The sequence below is a fragment of the Pseudomonas sp. P108 genome, from assembly GCF_032613195.1.
GTDB lineage: Bacteria > Pseudomonadota > Gammaproteobacteria > Pseudomonadales > Pseudomonadaceae > Aquipseudomonas.
In genome coordinates this window covers 106,653-133,637 of sequence record NZ_CP126691.1, presented here as the reverse complement: position 1 = coordinate 133,637, position 26,985 = coordinate 106,653, and the positions used below count along the sequence as shown (strand labels likewise).

At 56.9% G+C, this 26,985-nt stretch carries 23 protein-coding genes, 2 tRNA genes and 4 rRNA genes; 16 read left to right on the top strand and 13 right to left on the bottom strand.

Annotated features, from left to right (window positions below; all coding sequences use genetic code 11):
- Positions 1 to 37 precede the first annotated feature (37 nt).
- Positions 38 to 1,216 carry a PepSY domain-containing protein gene (locus QOM10_RS00645; RefSeq protein WP_316917402.1) on the top strand — a complete coding sequence of 393 codons (1,179 nt, stop codon included), beginning with the start codon at positions 38 to 40 and terminating at the stop codon, positions 1,214 to 1,216.
- 72 nt (positions 1,217 to 1,288) lie between these two features.
- Here QOM10_RS00645 and rrf (QOM10_RS00640) read toward each other — a convergent pair.
- The 8 genes from rrf (QOM10_RS00640) to QOM10_RS00605 all read right to left on the bottom strand — a co-directional run bounded on the left by rrf (QOM10_RS00640) (position 1,289) and on the right by QOM10_RS00605 (position 9,753).
- A 5S ribosomal RNA gene (rrf, locus tag QOM10_RS00640) occupies positions 1,289 to 1,404 on the bottom strand.
- 107 nt (positions 1,405 to 1,511) lie between these two features.
- Positions 1,512 to 1,627: ribosomal RNA gene (gene rrf, locus QOM10_RS00635) — 5S ribosomal RNA — on the bottom strand.
- 164 nt (positions 1,628 to 1,791) lie between these two features.
- Positions 1,792 to 4,685, bottom strand: a 23S ribosomal RNA gene (locus tag QOM10_RS00630).
- 234 nt (positions 4,686 to 4,919) lie between these two features.
- A tRNA-Ala gene (locus tag QOM10_RS00625) sits at positions 4,920 to 4,995 on the bottom strand.
- Between the two features lie 10 nt (positions 4,996 to 5,005).
- Positions 5,006 to 5,082: transfer RNA gene (locus QOM10_RS00620), tRNA-Ile, on the bottom strand.
- Positions 5,083 to 5,205: 123 nt separating this feature from the next.
- A 16S ribosomal RNA gene (locus QOM10_RS00615) occupies positions 5,206 to 6,742 on the bottom strand.
- Together the 16S, 23S and 5S rRNA genes with 2 tRNA genes alongside form the textbook arrangement of a ribosomal RNA operon.
- 595 nt (positions 6,743 to 7,337) lie before the next feature.
- A complete protein-coding gene (locus QOM10_RS00610) occupies positions 7,338 to 8,558 on the bottom strand; it encodes a CaiB/BaiF CoA transferase family protein (RefSeq protein WP_150749961.1) in 1,221 nt (406 codons plus the stop codon).
- 13 nt (positions 8,559 to 8,571) lie between these two features.
- Entirely contained in the window at positions 8,572 to 9,753 is a 1,182-nt protein-coding gene (locus tag QOM10_RS00605; protein ID WP_007953903.1) for an acyl-CoA dehydrogenase, read from the bottom strand.
- 158 nt (positions 9,754 to 9,911) lie between these two features.
- Between QOM10_RS00605 and QOM10_RS00600 the strand changes: the two genes are divergently transcribed.
- The 10 genes from QOM10_RS00600 to QOM10_RS00555 all read left to right on the top strand — a co-directional run bounded on the left by QOM10_RS00600 (position 9,912) and on the right by QOM10_RS00555 (position 19,823).
- Positions 9,912 to 10,811 carry a LysR family transcriptional regulator gene (locus QOM10_RS00600; protein WP_150749960.1) on the top strand — a complete coding sequence of 300 codons (900 nt, stop codon included), beginning with the start codon at positions 9,912 to 9,914 and terminating at the stop codon, positions 10,809 to 10,811.
- 434 nt (positions 10,812 to 11,245) lie between these two features.
- Positions 11,246 to 12,367, top strand: coding sequence for a Re/Si-specific NAD(P)(+) transhydrogenase subunit alpha (locus QOM10_RS00595; RefSeq protein ID WP_160037691.1), 1,122 nt, complete (start codon positions 11,246 to 11,248; stop codon positions 12,365 to 12,367).
- A gap of 15 nt (positions 12,368 to 12,382) precedes the next feature.
- Positions 12,383 to 12,703 (top strand): NAD(P) transhydrogenase subunit alpha, encoded by a 321-nt coding sequence (locus QOM10_RS00590; protein ID WP_003187417.1) that lies wholly within the window; start codon positions 12,383 to 12,385, stop codon positions 12,701 to 12,703.
- Positions 12,703 to 14,136: an NAD(P)(+) transhydrogenase (Re/Si-specific) subunit beta gene (locus tag QOM10_RS00585; protein ID WP_007911651.1), complete on the top strand. Its 1,434-nt coding sequence runs from the start codon at positions 12,703 to 12,705 to the stop codon at positions 14,134 to 14,136. Before QOM10_RS00590 ends, QOM10_RS00585 begins: the two co-directional genes overlap by 1 nt.
- 215 nt (positions 14,137 to 14,351) lie before the next feature.
- Complete coding sequence (locus tag QOM10_RS00580; RefSeq protein ID WP_316917401.1) at positions 14,352 to 15,845, top strand: acetyl-CoA hydrolase/transferase family protein; 1,494 nt, start codon at positions 14,352 to 14,354, stop codon at positions 15,843 to 15,845.
- A 321-nt stretch (positions 15,846 to 16,166) separates the two neighbouring features.
- Positions 16,167 to 16,382: a DUF1127 domain-containing protein gene (locus tag QOM10_RS00575; protein ID WP_007911656.1), complete on the top strand. Its 216-nt coding sequence runs from the start codon at positions 16,167 to 16,169 to the stop codon at positions 16,380 to 16,382.
- A gap of 375 nt (positions 16,383 to 16,757) precedes the next feature.
- The gene (locus QOM10_RS00570; RefSeq protein WP_007953908.1) at positions 16,758 to 17,075 is read left to right on the top strand and encodes a DUF2388 domain-containing protein; all 318 of its coding nucleotides are present in this window, start codon (positions 16,758 to 16,760) and stop codon (positions 17,073 to 17,075) included.
- Positions 17,076 to 17,183: 108 nt separating this feature from the next.
- Entirely contained in the window at positions 17,184 to 17,501 is a 318-nt protein-coding gene (locus tag QOM10_RS00565; RefSeq protein WP_127925348.1) for a DUF2388 domain-containing protein, read from the top strand.
- Positions 17,502 to 17,544: 43 nt separating this feature from the next.
- Complete coding sequence (locus QOM10_RS00560; protein ID WP_007911662.1) at positions 17,545 to 17,865, top strand: DUF2388 domain-containing protein; 321 nt, start codon at positions 17,545 to 17,547, stop codon at positions 17,863 to 17,865.
- Complete coding sequence (locus QOM10_RS00555) at positions 17,862 to 19,823, top strand: DUF4105 domain-containing protein (RefSeq protein WP_316917400.1); 1,962 nt, start codon at positions 17,862 to 17,864, stop codon at positions 19,821 to 19,823. The genes QOM10_RS00560 and QOM10_RS00555 overlap by 4 nt, the downstream gene beginning before the upstream one ends.
- 47 nt (positions 19,824 to 19,870) lie before the next feature.
- Here QOM10_RS00555 and QOM10_RS00550 read toward each other — a convergent pair whose 3' ends face one another.
- The 3 genes from QOM10_RS00550 to trpB all read right to left on the bottom strand — a co-directional run bounded on the left by QOM10_RS00550 (position 19,871) and on the right by trpB (position 22,493).
- On the bottom strand, positions 19,871 to 20,326 hold the full coding sequence (locus QOM10_RS00550) for an anti-virulence regulator CigR family protein (protein WP_150749958.1): 456 nt from the start codon (positions 20,324 to 20,326) through the stop codon (positions 19,871 to 19,873).
- 122 nt (positions 20,327 to 20,448) lie between these two features.
- On the bottom strand, positions 20,449 to 21,261 hold the full coding sequence (trpA, locus tag QOM10_RS00545; RefSeq protein ID WP_316917399.1) for a tryptophan synthase subunit alpha: 813 nt from the start codon (positions 21,259 to 21,261) through the stop codon (positions 20,449 to 20,451).
- The gene (trpB, locus tag QOM10_RS00540) at positions 21,261 to 22,493 is read right to left on the bottom strand and encodes a tryptophan synthase subunit beta (protein ID WP_110718260.1); all 1,233 of its coding nucleotides are present in this window, start codon (positions 22,491 to 22,493) and stop codon (positions 21,261 to 21,263) included. Before trpB ends, trpA begins: the two co-directional genes overlap by 1 nt.
- Positions 22,494 to 22,607: 114 nt before the next feature.
- Between trpB and QOM10_RS00535 the strand changes: the two genes are divergently transcribed.
- Complete coding sequence (locus QOM10_RS00535) at positions 22,608 to 23,525, top strand: LysR family transcriptional regulator (protein ID WP_316917398.1); 918 nt, start codon at positions 22,608 to 22,610, stop codon at positions 23,523 to 23,525.
- Here the strand turns inward: QOM10_RS00535 and QOM10_RS00530 are convergent.
- Positions 23,498 to 23,824 carry a YqjD family protein gene (locus tag QOM10_RS00530; protein ID WP_007911686.1) on the bottom strand — a complete coding sequence of 109 codons (327 nt, stop codon included), beginning with the start codon at positions 23,822 to 23,824 and terminating at the stop codon, positions 23,498 to 23,500. The genes QOM10_RS00535 and QOM10_RS00530 overlap by 28 nt on opposite strands.
- Positions 23,825 to 23,981: 157 nt before the next feature.
- Between QOM10_RS00530 and QOM10_RS00525 the strand changes: the two genes are divergently transcribed.
- Positions 23,982 to 24,197, top strand: a complete 216-nt coding sequence (locus QOM10_RS00525) for a dodecin (protein WP_007911688.1) — start codon at positions 23,982 to 23,984, stop codon at positions 24,195 to 24,197.
- Positions 24,198 to 24,325: 128 nt separating this feature from the next.
- Positions 24,326 to 24,550, top strand: a complete 225-nt coding sequence (locus QOM10_RS00520; protein WP_316917397.1) for a DUF1161 domain-containing protein — start codon at positions 24,326 to 24,328, stop codon at positions 24,548 to 24,550.
- A gap of 254 nt (positions 24,551 to 24,804) precedes the next feature.
- Here the strand turns inward: QOM10_RS00520 and QOM10_RS00515 are convergent, their stop codons facing one another.
- Complete coding sequence (locus tag QOM10_RS00515; RefSeq protein WP_150776273.1) at positions 24,805 to 25,806, bottom strand: LLM class flavin-dependent oxidoreductase; 1,002 nt, start codon at positions 25,804 to 25,806, stop codon at positions 24,805 to 24,807.
- A 242-nt stretch (positions 25,807 to 26,048) separates the two neighbouring features.
- Here QOM10_RS00515 and QOM10_RS00510 point away from each other — a divergent pair, with 242 nt between their 5' ends.
- Both QOM10_RS00510 and QOM10_RS00505 read left to right on the top strand, forming a co-directional pair.
- Positions 26,049 to 26,480: an OsmC family protein gene (locus QOM10_RS00510; RefSeq protein WP_316917396.1), complete on the top strand. Its 432-nt coding sequence runs from the start codon at positions 26,049 to 26,051 to the stop codon at positions 26,478 to 26,480.
- Positions 26,481 to 26,739: 259 nt separating this feature from the next.
- Positions 26,740 to 26,979, top strand: coding sequence for a DUF1161 domain-containing protein (locus QOM10_RS00505; protein WP_007911697.1), 240 nt, complete (start codon positions 26,740 to 26,742; stop codon positions 26,977 to 26,979).
- The last annotated feature ends 6 nt before the right edge of the window (positions 26,980 to 26,985 follow it).

The window sequence follows — 26,985 nt, the reverse complement described above, 5'->3', positions numbered from 1 at the left end:
CAGGGGCTGGCTTTGTCGTTTCTGTGGGGAAATTCTCATGCGTGCGTTTTTGGTGTTGTTGCACCGTTATATCGGCTTGGCCACGGCAGTGTTTTTGCTGCTGGCAGGTATTACCGGGAGCATTCTGGCGTTCAATCATGAATTGGATGAATGGTTGAACCCGGAATTTTATGCGGCGTCTGCCGTAGGCGAGCGGCTGCCACCCGGTGATTTGGTTGATGCCGTGCAGGCTGCGCATCCGCAGTTGCAGGTCTGGTACATGGAGTATCCGGATGAGTCGGGGCATACGGCGTTGCTCGCTGCGGTCGCGCGTAATGATCCGGCGACCGGCAAACCATTTGCCGAGCGTAATCAGGTGTTCTATCTGGATCCGGTAAATGCTGAGCAAAAGGGCCAGCGCTACTGGGGTGAGTGCTGTTTTCAGCGGGAGAATTTTGTCCCGTTCATTCTCGAGTTTCATTACAACCTGACGCTGCCGGGGAACTGGGGATTGTTGTTGATGGGCTTGGTTGCGATTGCCTGGGTGATCGATTGTTTCATTGCGCTTTGGCTGACATTGCCGCGTGGAAAGCCGTTCTGGAAGAAGTGGTCAACTGCCTGGAAAGTGAAGGGCGGCCATGCCTATCGGCTGAATTTCGACCTGCATCGCGCCGGGGGTTTATGGCTATGGTTGTTGCTGCTGCCGATCGCGGTCAGCAGCGTCGCCATGAACTTGCCGAGTCAGGTATTCAAACCAGCGGTTTCGTTATTTTCGCCGATTGAACCGAGCGTCTATGAGGCACGAGGACGAATGACTCCCGCAGACCTGGGGGTGACGCGATTGAGTTATCAACAGGCATACGAGAGGGCATTACAGGAGGGGAAAAGGCTAGGGCTGACAGCGGCGATCGGAGAGTTGTATTACAGCATTGAATACAACTTTTACGGCGCAGGATTTGGACAACACGACACAGAAGCTCATGGCAAATCCTGGTTGTTCTTTCATGGTACGGACGGGCGCTTGTTAGGCCAGGAGATTGCAGGGCAGGGAACGTTGGGAGAGCAGTTTTATCGGCTGCAATTGCCGATACATGGTGGGCGGATCATTGGCGTTACAGGGCAAGTCATGATCGCGGTGTTAGGTCTGTTGATTGCAGGGTTGTCAGGGACTGGCGTCTACATCTGGTGGCGTAAATGGCAGGCTCGACGTATCAGCAAGGCACGCAAAGCGGTTTGATCGCTGATGTTGCCTGGCCCTGAAATGACAAAACCCCTGTCTGCGTAAGCAGACAGGGGTTTCGGAATTCAATCTTGACGATGACCTACTCTCACATGGGGAAACCCCACACTACCATCGGCGATGCATCGTTTCACTGCTGAGTTCGGGATGGGATCAGGTGGTTCCAACGCTCTATGGTCGTCAAGAAATTCTGTATCTGGCCCGTCAACACGGTAACAAGCCAGCAAAAACGGATGTTTCTACTAAAACAAAACCCCTGACTGCGTTAGCAGACAGGGGTTTTGGAATTTAATCTTGACGATGACCTACTCTCACATGGGGAAACCCCACACTACCATCGGCGATGCATCGTTTCACTGCTGAGTTCGGGATGGGATCAGGTGGTTCCAACGCTCTATGGTCGTCAAGAAATTCGGGTACTGAGTCGTGGCCTTGTGGCCTCGCTTCAGCAAATTGGGTATGTGACAGCTTTCGGTGTTTGTGCTGCTTTTTTAAGTGCAGTCGAACTTTCGGTTCGTTTCGTCTTCACACACCGCAATCTGGCCTTTCGACGCAAATTGCTTGGGTGTTATATGGTCAAGCCTCACGGGCAATTAGTATTGGTTAGCTCAACGCCTCACAGCGCTTACACACCCAACCTATCAACGTCGTAGTCTTCGACGGCCCTTCAGGGAACTCAAGGTTCCAGTGAGATCTCATCTTGAGGCAAGTTTCCCGCTTAGATGCTTTCAGCGGTTATCTTTCCCGAACATAGCTACCCGGCAATGCCACTGGCGTGACAACCGGAACACCAGAGGTTCGTCCACTCCGGTCCTCTCGTACTAGGAGCAGCCCCTCTCAAATCTCAAACGTCCACGGCAGATAGGGACCGAACTGTCTCACGACGTTCTAAACCCAGCTCGCGTACCACTTTAAATGGCGAACAGCCATACCCTTGGGACCGGCTTCAGCCCCAGGATGTGATGAGCCGACATCGAGGTGCCAAACACCGCCGTCGATATGAACTCTTGGGCGGTATCAGCCTGTTATCCCCGGAGTACCTTTTATCCGTTGAGCGATGGCCCTTCCATACAGAACCACCGGATCACTAAGACCTACTTTCGTACCTGCTCGACGTGTCTGTCTCGCAGTCAAGCGCGCTTTTGCCTTTATACTCTACGACCGATTTCCGACCGGTCTGAGCGCACCTTCGTACTCCTCCGTTACTCTTTAGGAGGAGACCGCCCCAGTCAAACTACCCACCATACACTGTCCTCGATCCGGATAACGGACCTGAGTTAGAACCTCAAAGTTGCCAGGGTGGTATTTCAAGGATGGCTCCACGCGAACTGGCGTCCACGCTTCAAAGCCTCCCACCTATCCTACACAAGCAAATTCAAAGTCCAGTGCAAAGCTATAGTAAAGGTTCACGGGGTCTTTCCGTCTAGCCGCGGATACACTGCATCTTCACAGCGATTTCAATTTCACTGAGTCTCGGGTGGAGACAGCGCCGCCATCGTTACGCCATTCGTGCAGGTCGGAACTTACCCGACAAGGAATTTCGCTACCTTAGGACCGTTATAGTTACGGCCGCCGTTTACCGGGGCTTCGATCAAGAGCTTCGCGTTAGCTAACCCCATCAATTAACCTTCCGGCACCGGGCAGGCGTCACACCCTATACGTCCACTTTCGTGTTTGCAGAGTGCTGTGTTTTTAATAAACAGTCGCAGCGGCCTGGTATCTTCGACCGGCATGAGCTTACGGAGCAAGTCCTTCACCCTCACCGGCGCACCTTCTCCCGAAGTTACGGTGCCATTTTGCCTAGTTCCTTCACCCGAGTTCTCTCAAGCGCCTTGGTATTCTCTACCCAACCACCTGTGTCGGTTTGGGGTACGGTTCCTGGTTACCTGAAGCTTAGAAGCTTTTCTTGGAAGCATGGCATCAACCACTTCGTGTTCTAAAAGAACACTCGTCATCAGCTCTCGGCCTTAAGATCCCGGATTTACCTAAGATCTCAGCCTACCACCTTAAACTTGGACAACCAACGCCAAGCTGGCCTAGCCTTCTCCGTCCCTCCATCGCAATAACCAGAAGTACAGGAATATTAACCTGTTTTCCATCGACTACGCTTTTCAGCCTCGCCTTAGGGACCGACTAACCCTGCGTCGATTAACGTTGCGCAGGAAACCTTGGTCTTTCGGCGTGGGTGTTTTTCACACCCATTGTCGTTACTCATGTCAGCATTCGCACTTCTGATACCTCCAGCAAGCTTCTCAACTCACCTTCACAGGCTTACAGAACGCTCCTCTACCGCATCACCCGAAGGTGATACCCGTAGCTTCGGTGTATGGTTTGAGCCCCGTTACATCTTCCGCGCAGGCCGACTCGACTAGTGAGCTATTACGCTTTCTTTAAAGGGTGGCTGCTTCTAAGCCAACCTCCTAGCTGTCTAAGCCTTCCCACATCGTTTCCCACTTAACCATAACTTTGGGACCTTAGCTGACGGTCTGGGTTGTTTCCCTTTTCACGACGGACGTTAGCACCCGCCGTGTGTCTCCCATGCTCGGCACTTGTAGGTATTCGGAGTTTGCATCGGTTTGGTAAGTCGGGATGACCCCCTAGCCGAAACAGTGCTCTACCCCCTACAGTGATACATGAGGCGCTACCTAAATAGCTTTCGAGGAGAACCAGCTATCTCCGAGCTTGATTAGCCTTTCACTCCGATCCACAGGTCATCCGCTAACTTTTCAACGGTAGTCGGTTCGGTCCTCCAGTTAGTGTTACCCAACCTTCAACCTGCCCATGGATAGATCGCCCGGTTTCGGGTCTATTCCCAGCGACTAGACGCCCTATTAAGACTCGCTTTCGCTACGCCTCCCCTATTCGGTTAAGCTCGCCACTGAAAATAAGTCGCTGACCCATTATACAAAAGGTACGCAGTCACAGAACAAAGTCTGCTCCCACTGCTTGTACGCATACGGTTTCAGGATCTATTTCACTCCCCTCTCCGGGGTTCTTTTCGCCTTTCCCTCACGGTACTAGTTCACTATCGGTCAGTCAGTAGTATTTAGCCTTGGAGGATGGTCCCCCCATATTCAGACAAAGTTTCTCGTGCTCCGTCCTACTCGATTTCATGACCAAGAGATTTTCGCGTACAGGGCTATCACCCACTATGGCCGCACTTTCCAGAGCGTTCCGCTAATCTCAAAGCCACTTAAGGGCTAGTCCCCGTTCGCTCGCCACTACTAAGGGAATCTCGGTTGATTTCTTTTCCTCAGGGTACTTAGATGTTTCAGTTCCCCTGGTTCGCCTCTTGCACCTATGTATTCAGTACAAGATAACCATCTTATGATGGCTGGGTTCCCCCATTCAGACATCTCCGGATCAAAGTCTGTTTGCCGACTCCCCGAAGCTTTTCGCAGGCTACCACGTCTTTCATCGCCTCTGACTGCCAAGGCATCCACCGTATGCGCTTCTTCACTTGACCATATAACCCCAAGCAATCTGGTTATACTGTGAAGACGACATTCGCCGAAAATTCGAATTTCTCAATTAAGAGAACTCACAAATTTTACCTTAGCCTGATCCGTTACCAGTGAAAGTAACGTTCAGTCTATCTTTCTATCACATACCCAAATTTTTAAAGAACGATCTAATCAAAAGACTAGAAATCAATATTCTCAATGGAATACTCATTTCTAAGCTTTCAGAAGCAGTTATATGGTGGAGCCAAACGGGATCGAACCGTTGACCTCCTGCGTGCAAGGCAGGCGCTCTCCCAGCTGAGCTATGGCCCCATAACAAAATTGGTGGGTCTGGGCAGATTCGAACTGCCGACCTCACCCTTATCAGGGGTGCGCTCTAACCAACTGAGCTACAGACCCAATTTCGAGCGCGTAACTGTTAGCTTGGAGCTATCAGCTTGGAGCTTAAAGCTGCTTCTATCGTCTTCTTCAATGAATCAAGCAATTCGTGTGGGAACTTATGGAGCAGCTGATGTCGTCGATTAAGGAGGTGATCCAGCCGCAGGTTCCCCTACGGCTACCTTGTTACGACTTCACCCCAGTCATGAATCACACCGTGGTAACCGTCCTCCCGAAGGTTAGACTAGCTACTTCTGGTGCAACCCACTCCCATGGTGTGACGGGCGGTGTGTACAAGGCCCGGGAACGTATTCACCGTGACATTCTGATTCACGATTACTAGCGATTCCGACTTCACGCAGTCGAGTTGCAGACTGCGATCCGGACTACGATCGGTTTTATGGGATTAGCTCCACCTCGCGGCTTGGCAACCCTTTGTACCGACCATTGTAGCACGTGTGTAGCCCAGGCCGTAAGGGCCATGATGACTTGACGTCATCCCCACCTTCCTCCGGTTTGTCACCGGCAGTCTCCTTAGAGTGCCCACCATTACGTGCTGGTAACTAAGGACAAGGGTTGCGCTCGTTACGGGACTTAACCCAACATCTCACGACACGAGCTGACGACAGCCATGCAGCACCTGTCTCAATGTTCCCGAAGGCACCAATCCATCTCTGGAAAGTTCATTGGATGTCAAGGCCTGGTAAGGTTCTTCGCGTTGCTTCGAATTAAACCACATGCTCCACCGCTTGTGCGGGCCCCCGTCAATTCATTTGAGTTTTAACCTTGCGGCCGTACTCCCCAGGCGGTCAACTTAATGCGTTAGCTGCGCCACTAAGAGCTCAAGGCTCCCAACGGCTAGTTGACATCGTTTACGGCGTGGACTACCAGGGTATCTAATCCTGTTTGCTCCCCACGCTTTCGCACCTCAGTGTCAGTATCAGTCCAGGTGGTCGCCTTCGCCACTGGTGTTCCTTCCTATATCTACGCATTTCACCGCTACACAGGAAATTCCACCACCCTCTACCATACTCTAGCTCGACAGTTTTGAATGCAGTTCCCAGGTTGAGCCCGGGGATTTCACATCCAACTTAACGAACCACCTACGCGCGCTTTACGCCCAGTAATTCCGATTAACGCTTGCACCCTCTGTATTACCGCGGCTGCTGGCACAGAGTTAGCCGGTGCTTATTCTGTCGGTAACGTCAAAACAGCAACGTATTAAGTTACTGCCCTTCCTCCCAACTTAAAGTGCTTTACAATCCGAAGACCTTCTTCACACACGCGGCATGGCTGGATCAGGCTTTCGCCCATTGTCCAATATTCCCCACTGCTGCCTCCCGTAGGAGTCTGGACCGTGTCTCAGTTCCAGTGTGACTGATCATCCTCTCAGACCAGTTACGGATCGTCGCCTTGGTGAGCCATTACCTCACCAACTAGCTAATCCGACCTAGGCTCATCTGATAGCGCAAGGCCCGAAGGTCCCCTGCTTTCTCCCGTAGGACGTATGCGGTATTAGCGTTCCTTTCGAAACGTTGTCCCCCACTACCAGGCAGATTCCTAGGCATTACTCACCCGTCCGCCGCTGAATCCAGGAGCAAGCTCCTCTCATCCGCTCGACTTGCATGTGTTAGGCCTGCCGCCAGCGTTCAATCTGAGCCATGATCAAACTCTTCAGTTCAAACATCTTTGGGTTTTTAAGAAACCCTAAACTTGGCTCAGCAATCGTTGGTTACATCTTTGATTTCTCGCGGAGTAACTTGCGATGCTGATAATCTTGTTGACTATCAGTCTGACCCCACAAGCACCCACACGAATTGCTTGATTCAGTTGTTAAAGAGCGGTTGGTTAAGATCTTTCATCTCAACCGAGGCGCGCATTCTACAGCAGCCTCATTTGCTGTCAAGTGATTATTTTCAGAAGTTTTCGAAGAATTCTTCAACAACTTCAACAACTTCAACAACTTCAACCACTTGCGCTTCCGATCTCTCGTCAGCGGGAGGCGAATTCTACAGCGTTACACGCTGCTGTCAAGACCTCTTTTTCAACTTCCTTTCGGCTTCGATGAACTGAAGCAACCTGCTGCCGAAACCTACATAACTCATTGAATTTCAAGGAGTTTTCCGTTTCGACTGCGCCGGAAGTGGGGCGAATTATAGACATCTGAAATCTGCCGTCAACCGTTAATTTCGGCTTTCTTTCAATCACTTGCAGATTGGTTAAAAAACAACCAAGAATTCCACTATATAGCGATCCCTCCTATATAGAAGGGATCGTCAGAGAACCCCAGCCGCCTTCAACTCAGCCACCGCACCCGCACCCAGGCCCAGCACACTCTGCAGAACCTCCAATGTATGCTCACCCAATAAAGGAGGCGCCCGGCGATATTCAACCGGTGTCTGCGACAGGCGAATCGGGCTAGCCACTTGGGGCACCATCCCCGCCAACGCATGCGGCAACTCTATCGCCAGGCCACGCGCTTTTACCTGCGGATCCTCAAACACCTGCGACAGATCGTTGATCGGCCCACATGGAACCCCCGCCTGCTCCAGCTCGGCAACCCACTCGGCAGTCGTCTTGAACACTGTCGCCTGGCGAATCAGCGGAATCAAAACCGCCCGATTGGCCACTCGCTGCTTATTAGTAACGAAGCGCGGATCGTCTGCCCACTGCGCCTGCCCCGCTACTTCGGCAAACTTGCGGAACTGCCCGTCATTGCCCACGGTAAGAATGAAATCACCGTCAGCCGTAGGAAAGTCCTGATAGGGCACGATGTTCGGATGCGCATTGCCCAAACGCTTCGGCGCATTGCCCGTGGTCAGATAATTCATCGCTTGGTTAGCCAGACATGCCACCTGGACATCCAGCAATGCCATATCAATGTGCTGACCACCACCGTCGTGATCGCGATGGGCCAACGCCGCCAATATGGCCACGGTCGAATACAGGCCGGTGAGGATATCCGTCAACGCTACCCCAACCTTTACCGGGCCAGCGCCCTCATCACCCTCAGGCCTGCCGGTCAGACTCATCAGCCCGCCCAGCCCCTGGATCATGAAGTCGTAGCCGGCGCGCTTGGCATATGGCCCGGTCTGGCCGAACCCTGTAATCGAGCAATAGATCAGGTTCGGATTGATCGCCTTCAACGATTCATAGTCCAGCCCATAAGCCGCCAGACCGCCGACCTTGAAATTCTCTATAAGGATGTCCGACTTCGCCGCCAGCTCCCGCACCAACCTTTGGCCCTCGGGGCGGGTGAAGTCGATGGTCACTGATTGCTTGTTGCGGTTGGCCGACAGGTAATAGGCCGCCTCCGACGTATTCTCGCCATACGCATCTTTAAGGAACGGCGGTCCCCAGGCTCGCGTATCGTCACCATTGCCCGGGCGCTCTACCTTGATCACCTCGGCGCCAAGGTCGGCGAGGATCTGCCCGGCCCACGGCCCGGCCAACACTCGCGATAAATCCAGTACCCGCAGATGCGACAGCGCGCCCATGGTCGCTCTCCTATTAATAGAACGCTTGCAGACCGGTTTGCGCACGACCCAGGATCAGCGCGTGAACGTCGTGAGTCCCTTCATAGGTATTCACCACTTCCAGGTTGACCAGATGACGGGCCACGCCGAACTCATCGGAGATACCATTCCCGCCCAACATGTCGCGAGCCATACGGGCGATGTCCAGCGACTTGCCGCAGGAGTTGCGCTTCATGATCGAAGTAATCTCGACCGCCGCAGTACCTTCGTCCTTCATACGGCCCAGACGCAGGCAGCCCTGAAGGGCCAACGTGATCTCGGTCTGCATGTCAGCCAGCTTCTTCTGGATCAGCTGAGTGGCTGCCAATGGACGACCGAACTGCTGGCGATCCAGCGTGTACTGACGCGCGGTGTGCCAGCAGAACTCGGCAGCACCCAGTGCGCCCCAGGAGATGCCGTAACGTGCGGAGTTAAGGCAGGTGAACGGGCCTTTCAAGCCACGCACGTCCGGGAAGATGTTCTCTTCCGGCACGAACACGTTGTCCATGACGATCTCACCAGTGATCGACGCACGCAGGCCGACCTTGCCGTGAATCGCCGGAGCGCTCAGGCCTTTCCAGCCTTTTTCCAGGACGAAACCACGGATATCGCCAGCATCGTCTTTGGCCCAAACCACGAACACATCGGCGATCGGGCTGTTGGTAATCCACATCTTCGCGCCGGTCAGGCTATAGCCGCCGTCTACTTTGCGCGCCCGGGTGATCATCGCGCCCGGGTCAGAACCGTGGTTTGGCTCGGTCAGGCCGAAGCAACCGATCCACTCGCCGGAAGCCAGCTTCGGCAAGTACTTCTGTTTCTGCGCTTCAGTGCCGAATTCGTTGATCGGCACCATTACCAGCGACGACTGCACGCTCATCATCGAGCGGTAGCCAGAGTCGACACGCTCCACTTCGCGAGCAATCAGCCCGTAGCTGACATAGTTGAGGCCGCTGCCACCGTACTGCTCGGGGATGGTCGCGCCCAGCAGGCCGACTTCGCCCATTTCGCGGAAGATCGCCGGGTCAGTCTTCTCATGACGGAAAGCTTCGAGAACACGCGGTGCGAGGCTCTGTTGAGCGAACTGCTCGGCGGTGTCGCGGATCATGCGCTCTTCTTCGGTGAGCTGTTGATCCAGCAGCAGGGGATCGATCCAGTTGAAGCTAGCTTTACCGCCCATGAGTGTGTCCTCGCAAATCGGGTGAATTAACGTGGCATTGATCGTAGGCGTGGTTCGCCGTCGCGGCAAACGAGGATTTCGCATTCTGTTGTGCTAATTTCTCACTCCGAAACGTCGCGAAATGCCTTTTATGCGGCGCATTAGTGAGGTTGACGTACATGCGCAGGAAGATTCCCAGCACCACGGCCCTGATCAGTTTCGAAGCCGCAGCACGGCACGAGAGCTTTACCCGAGCCGCTGAAGAACTTTCCCTCACCCAAGGCGCCATTTGCCGACAGATCGCCAGCCTTGAGGAGTTCCTCAGCGTGGAACTGTTCCGACGCTCGCGACGCGGGGTGAAACTGACCGAGGCAGGACTTTCCTACAGTCGCCGGGTCGCCACGCAACTCGATGCGGTTGAGCGCGACACCCTCTCAGTGATGGGCCAGCAAGGCACCAACGTGATCGAATTGGCGGTAGTGCCAACCTTCGGCACCCAATGGCTTCTGCCGCGCCTTAAGGATTTCCAGCTCAAGCACCCGGAAGTCACGGTCAACCTGACCAACCGCACCCGACCTTTCCTGTTTGCCGATACCGAATTCGATGCCGCGATCTACTTCGGCGATGCCGACTGGTCCGGTACCGAATCCCACAGACTGATGGGCGAGAATCCGATGCCTGTGTGCAGCCCTGCCCTACTCGGTGACAAGACGCATCTGACAGCCGAGGCAATCGCCGAGCTACCGTTGTTGCAGCAGACCACCCGCCCCTATGCCTGGCGTCAGTGGTTCAACTCACAACACCTGAATATCCCCCGCGACATGACAGGTCCGCGCTACGAGCTATTCTCCATGCTCGCTCAGGCCGCCATGCACGACATGGGCATTGCGCTGATTCCACCATTCCTGATTCAACGCGAACTGGCCGAGAAACGCTTGGTGATTGCCAACCCGCAGGCACTCTCTAGCATCAAGGCCTATTACCTGATGATTCCTGAGCGAAAGGTCGAGTCAGCGTCATTAAAGGCATTTCGTGACTGGCTGGTAACTCAGGCACAGAGCTACAGCCTAGAAGGATAAAGGCTTGCAGCGATAACTAACCCCGTAGTCAGGAAAATAAAAGCCCTACAGATATAAGTATTTGTCGCAATTTAACCGACTGTATCCGAAAGTCGTACAGACGTCCCACAAGCGCCTGACGACGTGGCTTTGAGCCTTCATCGGCGACTCATTACTGCCTATTCACGCCACCGATGAGAAATTTTTCAATATTCAGCCAGAATCCTTGCAAGGCACGGCCTGCAAGGGATTCAGCTGGCCATCTGCGACATTCGGTCACGGCATGACTTGTAGTTAATTTTCCGTCACCCGTCATAATCCCTTGAAGGGCATAAAGTTCGCCTGCAAAATGCCGCGCCCCGCCCTGATTTGGCGGGATCGTGCTGATCGGCCGCCCCAGTCGCACCATCCGTAGTGCATGGGTTTACTCAATAAGATCACGCAGGAGATTTGACGTGCACATTGGTGTTCCTCTCGAAACCCAGACCGGTGAAACACGGGTTGCTGCAACCCCGGAAACCATTAAAAAGCTGATCAGCCAAGGTCATAAGGTCACTGTGCAAACCGGCGCCGGCGTAAAAGCCAGTGTGGTCGACAGTGCCTATGAAGCGGCAGGCGCAACCATTGGCAGTGCCAATGACGCGTTTGGCGCCGAGCTGATTCTCAAAGTGGTCGCCCCCAGCGATGCCGAACTGACGCGGATCAAGCGCGGTACGGTGCTGGTGGGCATGCTCAACCCGTTCAACAACGAAACCATCGCGAAGATGGCCGAGTGCGGCATTACCGCGTTCGCCCTCGAAGCGGCGCCGCGCACCTCGCGCGCGCAGAGTCTCGATGTGTTGTCGTCGCAGGCGAACATTGCCGGCTACAAGGCTGTGTTGCTGGCCGCTCATCACTATCCACGCTTCATGCCGATGCTGATGACCGCCGCGGGTACCGTGAAAGCGGCGCGTGTGCTGATTCTCGGCGCCGGTGTGGCCGGGTTGCAGGCGATCGCCACGGCGAAACGTCTGGGTGCGGTGATCGAAGCGTCAGACGTGCGTCCGGCGGTAAAAGAGCAGATCGAATCCCTCGGTGCGAAGTTCGTCGACGTGCCTTACGAGACCGATGAAGAGCGCGAATGCGCCGTCGGTGTCGGCGGTTACGCCCGGCCAATGCCGGCGAGCTGGATGCAGCGTCAGGCGCAGGCTGTGCACGAGCGCGCCAAGCAGGCTGATATCGTCATCACCACCGCACTGATTCCGGGCCGCAAGGCGCCGACGCTGTTGAGCGCGGAAACCGTGGCGCAGATGAAACCGGGTTCGGTGGTCATCGATCTCGCGGCGGCTCAGGGCGGCAACTGCCCGTTGACCGTGGCCGATCAGGTCGTGGTCGAAAATGGCGTGACCATTTGCGGCCCAACCAATCTGGCCGGTGAAGTCGCTGCAGACGCCTCGGCACTGTACGCGCGCAACCTGCTGGACTTCCTCAAGCTGGTCTTCACCAAAGAAGGCCAGTTCGACGTCAACCTCGAAGACGACATCGTCGCCGCGTGCCTGATGTGCCGCGACGGCCAAGTCATCCGCAAAAACGCCTAAGCAGGGATTCAGACGATGGAAGAGCTTATCTCCCCCGGTATCTACAACCTGATCATCTTCGTGCTGGCGATTTATGTCGGTTACCACGTGGTCTGGAACGTTACACCTGCGCTGCACACGCCATTGATGGCGGTCACCAACGCCATTTCGGCGATCGTGATCGTCGGCGCCATGCTCGCTGCTGCACTGACTGTCACGCCGCTGGGCAAAACCATGGGTACCCTCGCGGTGGCACTGGCGGCGGTCAACGTGTTCGGTGGCTTCCTGGTCACCCGCCGCATGCTTGAGATGTTCAAGAAGAAAGCCCCGAAAGTAAAAGAAGAGGCGCCGAAGTAATGAGCATGAATCTCGTCACGACGCTCTACCTGATCGCGTCGATCTGCTTTATCCAGGCCCTCAAAGGCCTGTCGCACCCGACTACATCGCGGCGCGGCAACCTGTTCGGCATGCTCGGCATGGCCTTGGCCATTCTGACTACCGTTGGCCTCATCTATAAGCTCGGTGCTGAACTGGCGACTGCCGGTATCGGTTACGTCATCGTTGGCCTGCTGGTCGGCGGCACCGCTGGTTCGATCATGGCCAAGCGCGTTGAAATGACCAAGATGCCGGAACTGGTCGCTTTCATGCACAGCATGATCGGCCTCGCCGCAGTGTTCATTGCCATCGCCGCGGTGGTTGAGCCGCAATCGCTGGGTATCGTTAAACAGCTGGGCGACTCGATTCCGGCGGGCAACCGTCTGGAGCTGTTCCTCGGCGCGGCCATCGGTGCAATCACCTTCTCCGGTTCGGTGATTGCGTTCGGCAAGCTATCGGGCAAGTACAAGTTCCGCCTGTTCCAGGGCGCACCGGTACAGTTCGCCGGGCAGCACAAGCTCAACGCAGTGCTGGGTCTGGCGACGCTGGCTCTCGGCCTGACCTTCATGTTCACCGGCAACCTCACTGCGTTCGCGCTGATGCTGGCGCTGGCGTTCGTGATGGGTGTGCTGATCATCATCCCGATTGGCGGTGCAGACATGCCGGTGGTGGTGTCGATGCTCAACAGCTATTCCGGCTGGGCGGCGGCAGGTATCGGTTTCTCGCTGAACAACTCGATGCTGATCATTGCCGGTTCCCTGGTGGGTTCGAGCGGTGCGATCCTCTCGTACATCATGTGCAAGGCGATGAACCGTTCCTTCTTTAATGTACTGCTCGGTGGTTTCGGCAATACGGCCGATGCAGGTCCTGCCGGTGCGAAAGAAGCACGTCCGGTGAAATCCGGTTCGGCTGACGACGCAACCTTCCTGCTGACCAACGCCGACACCGTGATCATCGTCCCGGGCTACGGCTTGGCGGTTGCACGTGCACAGCACGCGCTGAAGGAATTGACCGAGAAGCTGACCCACCGTGGCGTGACCGTGAAGTATGCGATCCACCCGGTTGCCGGCCGTATGCCGGGGCACATGAACGTTCTGCTCGCCGAGGCCGAAGTGCCTTACGATCAGGTGTTCGAGATGGAAGACATCAACTCCGAGTTCGGCCAGGCCGACGTGGTGTTGGTGCTCGGCGCGAACGACGTGGTCAACCCGGCCGCGAAGAACGATCCGAAATCGCCGATTGCCGGCATGCCTATTCTCGAAGCGTTCAAGGCCAAAACCATCATCGTTAACAAACGCTCGATGGCCAGCGGCTATGCCGGTCTGGACAACGAACTGTTCTACCTGGACAAGACCATGATGGTCTTCGGCGACGCGAAAAAAGTCATCGAAGACATGGTTAAAGCGGTCGAGTAATACCCCCGCTGCAATACCGAACGCCCCGACTCGTCGGGGCGTTTTTGTTTGCGCAAAACGTCGGACAATTTGCCGCGTTGTTGCAGATCCAGTAACGGTGTTTTACTTGAAACCCGCTAAATAGACGCCTCGTTTGCGACCTTGGTAGCGGGACAGGCGCCCGTCAAATTCACTAGACTGCGCATCCTGCTACTCGCTTCCCGAGATAATAATCCATGTACCGTGACCGTATTCGTCTGCCTTCGTTGTTGGATAAAGTGATGAGCGCCGCCGACGCAGCCGCTCTGATTGAGGACGGCATGACCGTCGGCATGAGCGGTTTCACCCGTGCCGGCGAAGCCAAAGCCGTTCCTCACGCACTGGCCGAGCGCGCCAAGGTCACGCCGCTGAAGATCAGCCTGATGACCGGCGCCAGCCTGGGCAACGACCTCGACAAGCAACTGACCGAAGCCGGCGTACTGTCGCGCCGCATGCCGTTCCAGGTCGACAGCACCTTGCGCAAGGCAATCAATGCCGGCCAGGTGATGTTCATCGACCAGCACCTGTCGGAAACCGTTGAACAACTGCGCAACCAGCAACTGAAGCTGCCGGACATCGCGGTCATCGAAGCCGTGGCCATCACCGAACAGGGCCATATCGTGCCGACCACCTCGGTGGGCAACTCGGCGAGCTTCGCGATTTTCGCCAAACAGGTGATCGTCGAGATCAACCTGGCGCACAACGCCAACCTCGAAGGCCTGCACGACATCTATATCCCGACGTACCGTCCGACGCGCACGCCGATTCCGCTGGTAAAAGTCGACGACCGCATCGGCAGCACGGCGATTCCGATTCCTCCGGAGAAAATTGTCGCCATTGTCATCACCCAGCAGGCGGATTCGCCGTCCACCGTGTCAACACCGGACGTCGATACCAACGCCATCGCCGAGCACCTGATCACCTTCTTCAAGCAGGAAGTCGACGCCGGGCGCATGACCAACAAGCTCGGCCCGTTGCAGGCGGGGATCGGCAACATTGCCAACGCGGTGATGTGCGGCCTGATCGATTCGCCGTTCGAAGACCTGACCATGTACTCGGAAGTACTGCAGGACTCGACCTTCGACCTGATCGACGCCGGCAAGCTGAGTTTTGCTTCGGGCAGCTCGATCACCTTGTCGGAGCGCCGCAACAGTGACGTGTTCGGCAATCTGGAGAAGTACAAGGACAAACTGGTGCTGCGTCCGCAGGAGATCTCCAACCACCCGGAAGTGGTTCGTCGCTTGGGCATCATCGGCATCAACACGGCGCTGGAGTTCGACATCTACGGCAACGTCAACTCCACGCACGTCTGTGGCACGCGGATGATGAATGGCATCGGCGGTTCTGGCGATTTCGCGCGCAATGCGCATCTGGCGGTGTTCGTGACCAAGTCGATCGCCAAGGGTGGCGCGATTTCCAGCGTAGTGCCGATGGTCAGCCACGTAGACCACACCGAGCATGACGTCGACATTCTGGTGACCGAAGTGGGTCTGGCTGACTTGCGCGGCCTGGCGCCACGGGAGCGTGCACGGGTGATCATCGATAACTGTGTGCATCCGGACTACCGTCAGGCGCTGAATGATTACTTCACGAAGGCCTGTGCCATCGGTGGTCACACCCCGCACATCCTGCGTGAAGCGTTGAGCTGGCACATGAACCTGGAAGAAACCGGGCGCATGCTGGCGGTGTAATTCACACAAATAAACCGTTGGCGCAAACACAGTTTGCGTCAGCGGATTGTTGCAATCCTCAAGACTGACAAAAACTGTACTGCTGTACTGGTCTTTTCCTACAGCATTTGCCTACCTTTTTCCTCGAATCAAGCAAAAACGCACCACTTAAGTGCAGACAGGTACAGTTTGCTCGATTTTGACCCGTACACCCCCTATAAACAGTTAACTGGTCACTCACAATACAGTTGAACTGTATCTAGAGAGACTAGGCAAACGAGAGGATCATGGGCACCAGTCAAACCACTACCTGATCCCGCCACAAGCGGAAGGATGTCAACCATGGAACGTACACTCAGTTCCGAACTGTTCTTCGAAGACAAAGCTGTAAACACCCAGGCTTCCCTGCCTCTGCGCGTTATCGCCAACCTGATGTTGTGGCAGCGCCGCATCTCCAGCCGCCATCAACTGGCTCGTCTGGATTCGCGTCTGCTGGCTGACGCCGGTATCAGCGAAGCACAACGCTACGAAGAGCTGAGCAAGCCGTTCTGGCGCTAAGTAGCGTCGCTGGCTCTGGTCGTTAGACCCACCGCCAGCAACCCGAATTGAACAAACAAAACCCGTCGTGGGAAACCGCGACGGGTTTTGTCGTTTTGGGCTCTTAAAAAGCCATACCAGTACAGTTCACATCATTCGAAATAAGACCATTACAATTGTAGGAGCTGCCGAAGGCTGCGATCTTTTGATCTTGAAAATCCAAAGCAAAAGATCGCAGCCTTCGGCAGCTCCTACAGTTTTTCGTCTGGATGCTGGTTAGGTATCGGGTTCTGCGCCTAATATCCACACAGAACGTGGCGAATGTTGTGTCACTGGCGTCTGACTCCTCAGATACCGAGCCACCTCTCTCTACGGTTTATCCACAGGAGTTACATCATGTCCCGTCTTCGTCTGCTCAGTGCCGCCGCCCTGCTGGCCGTGGCTGCCAACGCCAGCGCCACCAGCTTTATCGTCACCACCGACGCCGTTGTCGGCGCACTAAAGTCCTCGTCCGACGCAACTTCCGACGTCACCTCGTCCTTCCGTGACGACAAAATCGTCCTTGCCGCCCGTGACGACGCTGCCAGCTTCGTGGCCAGCGAAGGCGAAATCCGTGGGGTGAAACTGGAAAGCGCACTGGATCACATCCGTCACCAGGCGCCTCAACTGAACGCGACCGACGCACAGCTGGCCCAAGCCATCCTGACGATCTAAGCGATTCCAGGCATTGCGGGACACGCGCAACGTGTCCCGATGTTTCGGCGCTGGCTCTGGCCCGGGCATTGCGCTAGCCTTTGGGCTCACCAAAAATTACCGAGTCCGATGCGCTTTCTTCCAAATCTACTGATTCCCTCCGTATTGTTCTCCGCCTGCTGGGCGACGCCGGTCAATGCCTTTGATGCTTTCAATGCGTCGACCCAAGGCACCGTCGTCAGTGGTTACGCCACCAGCATGGTGTCTTCCGCACCGTTCGACCGTAAACTACTGCTCGCCGCTCACGATGACGCGGCCGCGTTTGTTGCCAGTGACGGTGAATGGCGAGGTGCTCGTCTGGAATCTGCGCTGCATTACTTGCGCAAAACCCGGCCGAAACTTCATGTCAGCGATCTTGAACTGGCAGAGGCAATTCTCGTCCAATAGTTATCCTGTACCCCAGTTATCCTTGCCCCTCCGGAGTCGTTCCATGCGTAGCCCGCTGATTGCTGCCGCCCTTGGCCTGTTTTTGTTGGCCGACGTGGCCCAGGCGCACACCCTGGTAGCCACCAGTAACATCATCGTTCGTGCCTCCCAGCGCACCATCGATTTCACTTCCGACACCACCACGTCCATTCGCGACTCGAAAATTATCCGCGAAGCGCACGATGACGCTGCCAGCTTCGTCGCCACCAACGGCGATATCCGCGGCGCGCATCTGGAAGCAGCGCTGAACACCCTGCGCACTCGTGTGCCGGAAGCGCGTGACGCCAGTGATCAGGTTCTCGCCGAAGCCATCCTCGCACTGTGAAGTCACTCGGCACCTGGCTACTGGCCGGGGCGTTGTTGCTGCTTGGCAACAGCGCCCACGCCGGCCTGCAATTGCGGCTCAAGACCGACGGTCTGAGCCCCGCCCAACAACAGGCCAGCCAGGCGCTGATCGATGAGGCGATGCAAAAGCTGCCGCCGAGTTTTATCGAGCGGCTGGATCGGCGCATCGATGTCGGCTGGACCGATGACATGCCCGGCAATGCCTATGGCCAGGCCACGCTGGTTTCCGAACTCGACCTGAACCGCAAACTGCTCGCAAGCCTCACCGACGGCAGCGCGGCCAAAGAAAAAACCAATCGCCCTCACGGCACTGTGCGCCAGGAACTGCTCGCCACGGTGCTGCACGAAATTACCCATATTTATGACCGCGCCCGCTTATGGCCGGATGCCGAACGCACGCTTATCCAGCGCTGCACTCGACGGTTCAACAGCGCCGGGCTGATCGGCATTCCCGACGAGTGTCGCGGCCAGAACGGCCGGCGCTTCACCCTCAGCGATGACCCGCGCCTGCTCGACCTCGCCGGTTGGCAGCAATATGTCGGCCGTCGGGGTGAGCGCGAACAACACAATCGGCAGATCGCCCGCAGTCCGGACCTGTACGAAATCTCCAGCCCCAAGGAGTTCGTCGCGGTCAACATGGAGTATTTCCTCGTCGACCCGAGCTACGCCTGCCGCCGCCCGGCGCTGTATCGCTATTACCAGCAACACTTCGGCTGGGCACCGCCAGCCAAGGACGCCTGCAGCAAAACCTTCTCGTTCCTCAATGCCGGCAACGACTTCGCCAAACAGCCATTGGGGCAAGTTGATCCAGAACGGGTCTATGCCGTCGATTATCTGCTGGCCGAAGCCAATCAGAACTGGGTCAGCCGCTGGGGCCACAGCATGTTGCGCCTAGTGATCTGCGCACCGGGCCGCCCGCGCGGGCCGGATTGCCGACTCGATCTGGACCAGCATCTGGTGTTGTCCTACCGCGCCTTTGTCGGTGATGTACAGCTGTCGAGCTGGGACGGACTGGTCGGCAAATACCCATCGCGTCTATTCGTGTTGCCGCTGGCGCAGGTCATCGACGAATACACCAAGACCGAACTGCGCAGCCTTGCGTCGGTGCCACTGAACCTGTCCCGCGACGAGATCGAAGGCGTGGTCGAACACGCCGCCGAAATGCACTGGAGCTATGACGGCAACTACTTCTTCCTGTCGAACAATTGCGCCGTGGAAGGCCTGAAACTGTTGCGCAGCGGCAGCAACAACACACAGTTCGTCGGCCTCGACAGCATCATGCCCAACGGCTTGCTGGAAGTGATGAAGGGCCGTGGTCTGGCGGACACCAGCGTGCTGGATGATCCGAAAGAAGCGTTGCGTCTGGGTTATCGCTTCGACTCGTTCCGCGATCGCTATCAGGCGATGTTTGATGTATTGAAGAAGCAGTTGCCGATCAAACAGACCACCGTTGAGGAATGGCTTTCACTCACTGCCGAAGAGCGCCGTGAGTGGTTCGAACGCGCCGACTTGCGCACCAGCGCCGCCCTGCTGCTGTTGGAGCAGGCCAGTTATCGACGCCAGTTGCTGCTGGCTCAGGATGAGGTCAAGCAGCGTTACCTCGGTGCGCGCGAGCTGGAAAACGGCGGCATGGACAAGGCCAACGCGACCTTGCAGGAGATTCTCGCCAATAGCGGATTCCTTAGCCGTCCGGCGGAATTGCTCGACGCCAAGGGTTACGGATTGCCGCAGCCGACCGAGTTCACTCGACTGGAAGCAGAAAGCAGTCAGCGGCAGAAAAAGTTGCTCGCATTGTCGGGCGATCTCGACGCCGAAGTGCGTAAGTTGCTGGAGCCCAAGCGCGCTGCCGAGATTGCCGCCAGCGAGGAGAACGTGAAGCAGATTGGCGCGCATCTGCGCAAACTGCACAAGGCCTCCGGCGGGCTGGAGCTGCCCTGAAAAAAAGACCGCAGCCATTGGCTGCGGTCTTTTTTATTGCCTGCGGATCAATACAAAACGCCATCGAGAATTTCGTAAACGATCCCGCTGCCCACCGCGATCAGCACAATATCGCCCCCCGCCCGACGCCATTCATAACCCGGATACACCGGCAAACGACCCAACGCGCGACCGTCCAGACGCTCACCGTAATACCCATGCGGCAACGGTCGACCACGCTCCAGATGAATCCCCGGAGGCGGCGGTGCACCGCGTACAAAGTAGCCATGGTTGTCACGAATGGTCTGACGCACCGGACCAAAGTCGCGCGGTGGCGGGCCACCTCGATGATCATTTTGCGGACCACGGTGATCATCACCGTGATTGTCGCCACGGTTATCGTAATGGCCCTGCTGCGGGCCGCCGTGGTCGTGATCGTCGCGCTGATCAGCGCTGGCCAGCAGCGGCGTCGCGCTGATCATCAGCACACCCAGTCCGGCCATCAGACGTTTCGGCATTTTCATCGGGTATTTCCTCACGGCACAAACAGCAAAAAGGGCTTCAGAACGATGTTCTGAAGCCCTCGGTCTTGCTCATTTAGTCTGTGCCGCGAAGCGCTAATTCCTCTGTATCAGGAACTTTACCTTCAACTGACGCGGGCCTTACGCACGCCTTCCGACAGTGCCGAGCACAAGCCCAATACGCCGTCGACGGCTTGAGCAGGCGTGATCGCATTGGCGATGTGATCGATCAACGCCGAGCCCACCACAACGCCGTCGGCCAGACGCGCGATGGACGCCGCTTGCTCCGGGGTACGGATGCCGAAACCGATGCTGATCGGCAGATCGGTATGACGACGCAGACGAGTGACCGCCTCTTCGACATGTTCCAGCGTTGCGGCGCCAGCACCGGTCACACCGGCGACCGACACGTAGTAAACAAAACCGGAGCTGCCATTGAGCACTTTCGGCAGGCGCGCATCGTCAGTGGTCGGAGTGGTCAGACGGATAAAGTCCAGACCGGCAGCCTGTGCCGGATCGCACAGCTCAGCGTTGTGCTCAGGCGGCATGTCGACCACGATCAGACCATCGACACCGGCCTCTTTCGCATCAGCGATGAAGCGCTCGACGCCATACATGTGGATCGGGTTGAAGTAGCCCATCAGCACCAGCGGCGTATCGCTGTTGCCTTCACGGAACTCGCGAACCATTTGCAGGGTTTTCGCCAGGTTCTGCTTGGCGCCCAAGGCGCGGATGTTCGCCAGTTGAATCGCCGGGCCGTCGGCCATCGGGTCGGTAAACGGCATGCCCAGTTCGATCACATCGGCGCCCGCGCCCGGCAAGCCTTTGAGGATCGCCAGCGAGGTGTCGTAGTCCGGATCACCGGCGGTGACGAAGGTCACCAGCGCCGCGCGGTTCTGTTCTTTGAGGTCGGCAAAACGTGTTTGCAGGCGGCTCATCAGTGTTTCTCCTGCTTCGACTGTTCCATATGGTGCATGACGGTCTGCATGTCTTTGTCGCCACGGCCCGACAGGTTGACCACCATCAGGTGATCCTTCGGCAGCTTCGGCGCACGTTTGAACACTTCAGCCAGGGCGTGGGCGCTTTCCAGGGCAGGAATAATCCCCTCCAGGCGGCAGCATTTGTGGAACGCATCCAGAGCTTCGTCGTCAGTCACCGAGGTGTACTGAACACGGCCGATGTCATGCAACCACGCGTGTTCCGGGCCGATGCCTGGATAGTCGAGGCCGGCGGAAATCGAGTGGGCGTCGATGATCTGGCCATCGTCGTCCTGCAGCAGGAAAGTACGGTTGCCGTGCAGCACACCCGGAACGCCGCCATTCAGGCTCGCCGCGTGCTTGCCGGTTTCGATGCCGTAACCGGCCGCTTCAACGCCGATGATCTCGACGCTCTTGTCATCGAGGAACGGGTGAAACAGGCCCATGGCGTTGGAACCGCCACCGATGCACGCCACCAGGCTGTCCGGCAAACGGCCTTCCTGAGCCTGCAACTGATCGCGGGTTTCCTTGCCGATGACGGCCTGGAAGTCGCGAACCATTGCTGGATAAGGGTGCGGCCCGGCCACGGTGCCGATCAGGTAGAAGGTGCTGTCGACGTTGGTCACCCAGTCACGCAGCGCTTCGTTCATCGCGTCTTTCAGGGTGCCGGTGCCGGCCACGACCGGAATCACTTCAGCGCCGAGCAGCTTCATGCGGAAGACGTTGGCCTGCTGACGTTCGATGTCAGTGGTGCCCATGTAGATCACGCAATCCAGACCGAAACGTGCGGCGACGGTGGCAGTGGCAACGCCGTGCATGCCGGCGCCGGTCTCGGCGATGATGCGTTTCTTGCCCATGCGCCGCGCCAGCAGGATCTGGCCGATGCAGTTGTTGATCTTGTGCGCGCCGGTGTGGTTCAGCTCTTCGCGCTTGAGATAAATCTTGGCGCCGCCGCAGAACTCGGTCAGGCGTTCGGCGAAATACAGTGGGCTCGGACGTCCGACATAATCGCGCTGGAAGTAGGCCAATTCTTCTTTGAATGCCGGATCTTCCTTGGCCGCTTCGTATTCACGGGCCAGATCGAGGATCAACGGCATCAGGGTTTCCGCCACGTAGCGGCCACCGAAGGAGCCGAACAGGCCGTTATCGTCCGGGCCGTTACGCAGATCAGAGGTGTTCGAAGTCTGGGTCATGAGTCGCTCCAGGTGAATTCGGGTCAAGAGACAATGACGACCACTCTACCCCTGACCTTCTAAGCTGAAAACCGATAAGATCGCCACAACCTGTCAGGAAAACTCACAGATACCATGAGCCACGATCTTCCTCCGCTGAACGCCTTGCGTGCGTTCGAAGCCACGGCCCGATTGAACAGCGTCAGTCAGGCCGCCGAACAGCTGCACGTCACCCATGGCGCGGTCAGTCGCCAGCTCAAAGCGCTTGAAGAACATCTCGGCGTCAGTCTGTTCGTCAAGGACGGACGCGGCTTGAAACTCACAGATGCCGGCATGCGTTTACGCGATGCCAGCGGTGAGGCGTTTGACCGGTTGCGCAGTGTTTGTGCTGAACTCACGCAGAGCACCGCCGATGCGCCGTTCGTCCTGGGTTGCTCCGGAAGTCTGCTGGCACGCTGGTTCATTCCGCGCTTGGGGCGATTGAATGCTGATCTGCCGGATTTGCGTCTGCACCTGTCGGCGGGAGAAGGCGATCTTGACCCCCGTCGTCCAGGATTGGATGCCTTGCTGCTATTCGCCGAGCCACCTTGGCCGGCAGACATGCAGGTTTACGAATTGGCCGCAGAACGCATCGGCCCAGTGATGAGCCCCCTGTTCAGTGGCTATCAGCGCCTGCAAGCCGCGCCAGCCTCGGCACTGCTCAATGAACCGCTGCTGCACACCACCTCGCGCCCACAAGCCTGGCCAAGCTGGGCACAGCAAAGCGACCTCGACGCAAAAGCGTTGAAGCTCGGGCAAGGTTTTGAGCATTTATATTATTTGCTGGAAGCAGCCGTTGCTGGCCTCGGCGTGGCCATCGCGCCGGAGCCGCTGGTGACGGAAGATTTGAAGGCCGGTCGCCTGGTTGCGCCGTGGGGCTTCTGTGAAACCCCGGCGCAACTGGCGTTGTGGCTACCCAAGCGCGCCGCAGACGGGCGCGCCCGGCAACTGGCGCAATGGCTCAAGAACGAGCTGCGCCAGAGCGATCACTCGCCGCGCTTGAACAGCAAGTAAGCCGCGAGCAGACCGATCGCACCGACTGCCACACCGGCCGTCGTCCACGGATGTTCCTGGGCGTAATCACGGGTGGCGATCCCGGTTTCGCGGGTTTTCACTTTGACTTCTTCATAGGCATCGCTGAGCAAGTGACGTGAATGTTTCAGCGCACTTTCGGCATTGCTTTTCAGCGCCTTGAGGGTCTTGCGCGACTCGTCCGAAGCGTCGTCCTTCAAGCTTTCCAACGATTTGAGCAGACTCTCGATCTCGGCTTCCATGCTTTGCAACGAGGCTTTACGTAAAGAGGTATTGGCCATGGTGGCTCTCCTGCATTGGTGATGAGTGGCGTGTGTTGGTTGGGACTTCAGCGGTTTGAGAAAGTGCAGAAAATCTGAACTTCGTCCGCGCACAGCCACCGAAATCAACAGTGCAGATTCACTGCTAGTCTCAATTCCACACGCCAAGGAGATCGCCATGAGTGACCATCACACGTACAAGAAAGTCGAGCTGGTCGGTTCGTCCGCCAGCAGCATCGAAGACGCCATCAACAACGCGCTGGCCGAAGCCAACAAGAGCATCAAGCATCTTGAGTGGTTTGAAGTGGTCGATACCCGCGGCCACATCAAGGACGGCAAGGCTGCGCACTTTCAGGTGACGCTGAAAGTCGGCTTCAGGATTGCCAGCAGCTGAGTTTGGTCTAGTCTTCTGAACTTGCGCGCTGGCCGAGTGCCATAGGAATGGCAAAGCGCTACAGGGTGGCTGCATCGAGTGAACGACTCGATGCCCGCCTCTTTTAATCCGACCAGGGAGTGCGACCGATGAAGAAGTTCATGTTGGCAGTAGGTTTGTTGAGCCTTGCGGGTGGTGCGTTTGCTGCCGGCAAGCCATGTGAAGAGCTGAAAAGCGAGATTGCGGCGAAGCTGGATGCCAAGGGCGTTTCCGGGTATTCGCTGGAGATTGTCGACAAGGGCGCAGCCGCTGGTGGCGACGTCGTTGGCGCCTGCGAAGCTGGCACCAAGGAAATCGTCTACAAGCGCGGTTGATTGCGCCTGAAATGCAAAAGCCGACGTGAAGGCGTCGGCTTTTTTGTGTCTGAAAGTTTTGTGGTGTGTTTGAGATTGATCCCCCTCACCCCAGCCCTCTCCCCCAGGGGGGCGAGGGGGAAAGGGAGCAGATCGGGGGTTGTTCAGAACCTGAGTACGACTGGAGTTTTCAGGTCGATGTTGGGCGCAAGAACACCTCGGTCAGTCCCCTCTCCCTCCGGGAGAGGGCTAGGGTGAGGGTGTTTTTTGGCCTTTCAGCCCTTCATCACCTGCGCCAACAACTCGTAGGAATGCACACGATCAGCGTGTTCGTAGAGATCACTGGTAAAAATCAGCTCATCCGCCTGGGTCTGCTCAATCAGCACCTCCAGCTTCGCGCGGATCTTCTGCGGGCCACCCACCATCGCCAGCCCAAGGAAATCCCCCACCGCCTCACGCTCATGGGGCAACCACAAGCCATCCATGGTTTTCACCGGCGGACGCTGCACCAGACTCTGCCCACGCATCAGCGCCAGAATGCGCTGGTACACCGAGGTCGCCAGGTAATCGGCTTGCTCATCGGTGTCCGCCGCCACCAGCGGCACGCCGAGCATTACGTACGGCTTGTCGAGCACCGCCGACGGCTTGAAGTGATTGCGATAAACGCGGATCGCCTCGTGCATGAAACGTGGGGCGAAATGCGAGGCGAAGGCGTAAGGCAAGCCGCGCTCACCGGCCAGTTGCGCACTGAACAGGCTGGAACCGAGCAGCCAGATCGGCACATTGGTGCCGGTGCCGGGCATGGCGATCACGCGCTGATCCGGGGTACGCGGGCCGAGGTAGCGCACCAGTTCGGCGACGTCTTCGGGGAAATCATCGGCGCTGCCGGAGCGTTCACGGCGCAGCGCTCGAGCAGTCATCTGATCGGAACCGGGCGCGCGGCCCAGACCGAGGTCGATACGCCCCGGATACAGGCTTTCCAGTGTGCCGAACTGCTCGGCGATCACCAGCGGCGCATGGTTGGGCAGCATCACGCCGCCGGAGCCGACACGAATGGTCGACGTACCACCAGCCAGATAGCCCAGCAATACCGAGGTCGCGGAACTGGCGATACCATCCATGTTGTGGTGTTCGGCCACCCAGAACCGCGTGTAGCCGAATTTCTCGACGTGCTGCGCCAGATCCAGCGAGTTGCGCAGCGATTGCGCCGGGCTGGCGTTTTCGCGCACCGGTACCAGATCGAGGGTGGAAAATTTTACGTCGGACAGTTGTTTCATAAACCTGCGTCTCCGAGTGGGGAGGCAGGTTTTTCTTGCGAACGAAAACCTGCCGAATTCATAAGCGTGTTTTGTGCAATGAGGGCATATACCCGAGTTTCAATAGCCGAGTCGAAATTTCCTACTAAAAAAGTCAACGATTCAACCGGGCTGAACTTTGCTGCGGCGTCTATCCTCAGAAGCCTTGCAAGTAAAAACCACGACGACGCGGCGTTTCCGCGCCAGATATTGAGGAGGCAGACATGGCTATCGTTAAGAAAGCATCCGCACATTGGGCAGGTGATCTGAAAACCGGTATTGGCTCGATCTCCACTGAAACCTGTGTCCTCAGAGAAGCACCGTACGGCTTCAAGGCCCGCTTCGAGGGTGGCAAGGGCACCAACCCGGAGGAACTCATCGGTGCCGCGCATGCCGGCTGTTTTTCCATGGCGTTTTCGATGATTCTGGGCGATGCGGGGCTGAAGGCCGACAGCATCGACACTCAGGCTGAAGTGACCCTCGATCAGGTAGAGGGCGGGTTCGCGATCACGGCGGTGAAACTGATCCTCAAGGCGAAAATTCCGGGGGCGACGCAGGCGCAGTTCGAAGAACTGAGCAACAAGGCCAAGGAAGGGTGCCCGGTGTCCAAGGTACTTAATGCGAAGATTACGCTAGACGCTTCGCTGGTCAGCTAATTTGTCGCTGACCGGTCTGACGCTATCGCGAGCAGGCTCACTCCTACAGTTGATCTCCAGCGGACACAATTATTGTGAGCGACGAAGATCCCCTGTAGGAGTGAGCCTGCTCGCGATAGCCATCTGCAGATCAACCAAGGTTTGAAACCTTCAGCACAACTTGTGAGCGAAGTCAGAACCCTCGCTGTAAAAGTATGGTCGAATCAATGACAGCAGCTTCAGCGCACCCCCGTGCGCGCTGCCTCAGGGAGCTTCACTCATGAAACGTATTGGCTTGGCGATTCTCTGCAGTGCACTGGCCACCTCGGTAATTGCGGCACCCAAAGACTGCGAAGAACTCAAGAAAGAGATCGAAATCAAGATTCAGGCTAAAGCAGTGCCGTCCTACACACTGGAAATCGTAACCAAGGAAGAAGCTGCGAAACATGACATCGCCATGGTGGTCGGTTCATGTGAGAACGGCACCAAAGCGATCATCTACCAGAAAAACGACAGCTGAAACATT

Coding starts and splice junctions, on each gene's coding strand:
- QOM10_RS00645 (WP_316917402.1), top strand. CDS start 38: ATGCGTGCGTTTTTGGTGTTGTTGCACCGTTATATCGGCTTGGCCACG.
- QOM10_RS00610 (WP_150749961.1), bottom strand. CDS start 8,558: ATGGGCGCGCTGTCGCATCTGCGGGTACTGGATTTATCGCGAGTGTTG.
- QOM10_RS00605 (WP_007953903.1), bottom strand. CDS start 9,753: ATGGGCGGTAAAGCTAGCTTCAACTGGATCGATCCCCTGCTGCTGGAT.
- QOM10_RS00600 (WP_150749960.1), top strand. CDS start 9,912: ATGCGCAGGAAGATTCCCAGCACCACGGCCCTGATCAGTTTCGAAGCC.
- QOM10_RS00590 (WP_003187417.1), top strand. CDS start 12,383: ATGGAAGAGCTTATCTCCCCCGGTATCTACAACCTGATCATCTTCGTG.
- QOM10_RS00585 (WP_007911651.1), top strand. CDS start 12,703: ATGAGCATGAATCTCGTCACGACGCTCTACCTGATCGCGTCGATCTGC.
- QOM10_RS00580 (WP_316917401.1), top strand. CDS start 14,352: ATGTACCGTGACCGTATTCGTCTGCCTTCGTTGTTGGATAAAGTGATG.
- QOM10_RS00575 (WP_007911656.1), top strand. CDS start 16,167: ATGGAACGTACACTCAGTTCCGAACTGTTCTTCGAAGACAAAGCTGTA.
- QOM10_RS00570 (WP_007953908.1), top strand. CDS start 16,758: ATGTCCCGTCTTCGTCTGCTCAGTGCCGCCGCCCTGCTGGCCGTGGCT.
- QOM10_RS00565 (WP_127925348.1), top strand. CDS start 17,184: ATGCGCTTTCTTCCAAATCTACTGATTCCCTCCGTATTGTTCTCCGCC.
- QOM10_RS00560 (WP_007911662.1), top strand. CDS start 17,545: ATGCGTAGCCCGCTGATTGCTGCCGCCCTTGGCCTGTTTTTGTTGGCC.
- QOM10_RS00550 (WP_150749958.1), bottom strand. CDS start 20,326: ATGAAAATGCCGAAACGTCTGATGGCCGGACTGGGTGTGCTGATGATC.
- trpA (WP_316917399.1), bottom strand. CDS start 21,261: ATGAGCCGCCTGCAAACACGTTTTGCCGACCTCAAAGAACAGAACCGC.
- trpB (WP_110718260.1), bottom strand. CDS start 22,493: ATGACCCAGACTTCGAACACCTCTGATCTGCGTAACGGCCCGGACGAT.
- QOM10_RS00535 (WP_316917398.1), top strand. CDS start 22,608: ATGAGCCACGATCTTCCTCCGCTGAACGCCTTGCGTGCGTTCGAAGCC.
- QOM10_RS00530 (WP_007911686.1), bottom strand. CDS start 23,824: ATGGCCAATACCTCTTTACGTAAAGCCTCGTTGCAAAGCATGGAAGCC.
- QOM10_RS00525 (WP_007911688.1), top strand. CDS start 23,982: ATGAGTGACCATCACACGTACAAGAAAGTCGAGCTGGTCGGTTCGTCC.
- QOM10_RS00520 (WP_316917397.1), top strand. CDS start 24,326: ATGAAGAAGTTCATGTTGGCAGTAGGTTTGTTGAGCCTTGCGGGTGGT.
- QOM10_RS00515 (WP_150776273.1), bottom strand. CDS start 25,806: ATGAAACAACTGTCCGACGTAAAATTTTCCACCCTCGATCTGGTACCG.
- QOM10_RS00510 (WP_316917396.1), top strand. CDS start 26,049: ATGGCTATCGTTAAGAAAGCATCCGCACATTGGGCAGGTGATCTGAAA.
- QOM10_RS00505 (WP_007911697.1), top strand. CDS start 26,740: ATGAAACGTATTGGCTTGGCGATTCTCTGCAGTGCACTGGCCACCTCG.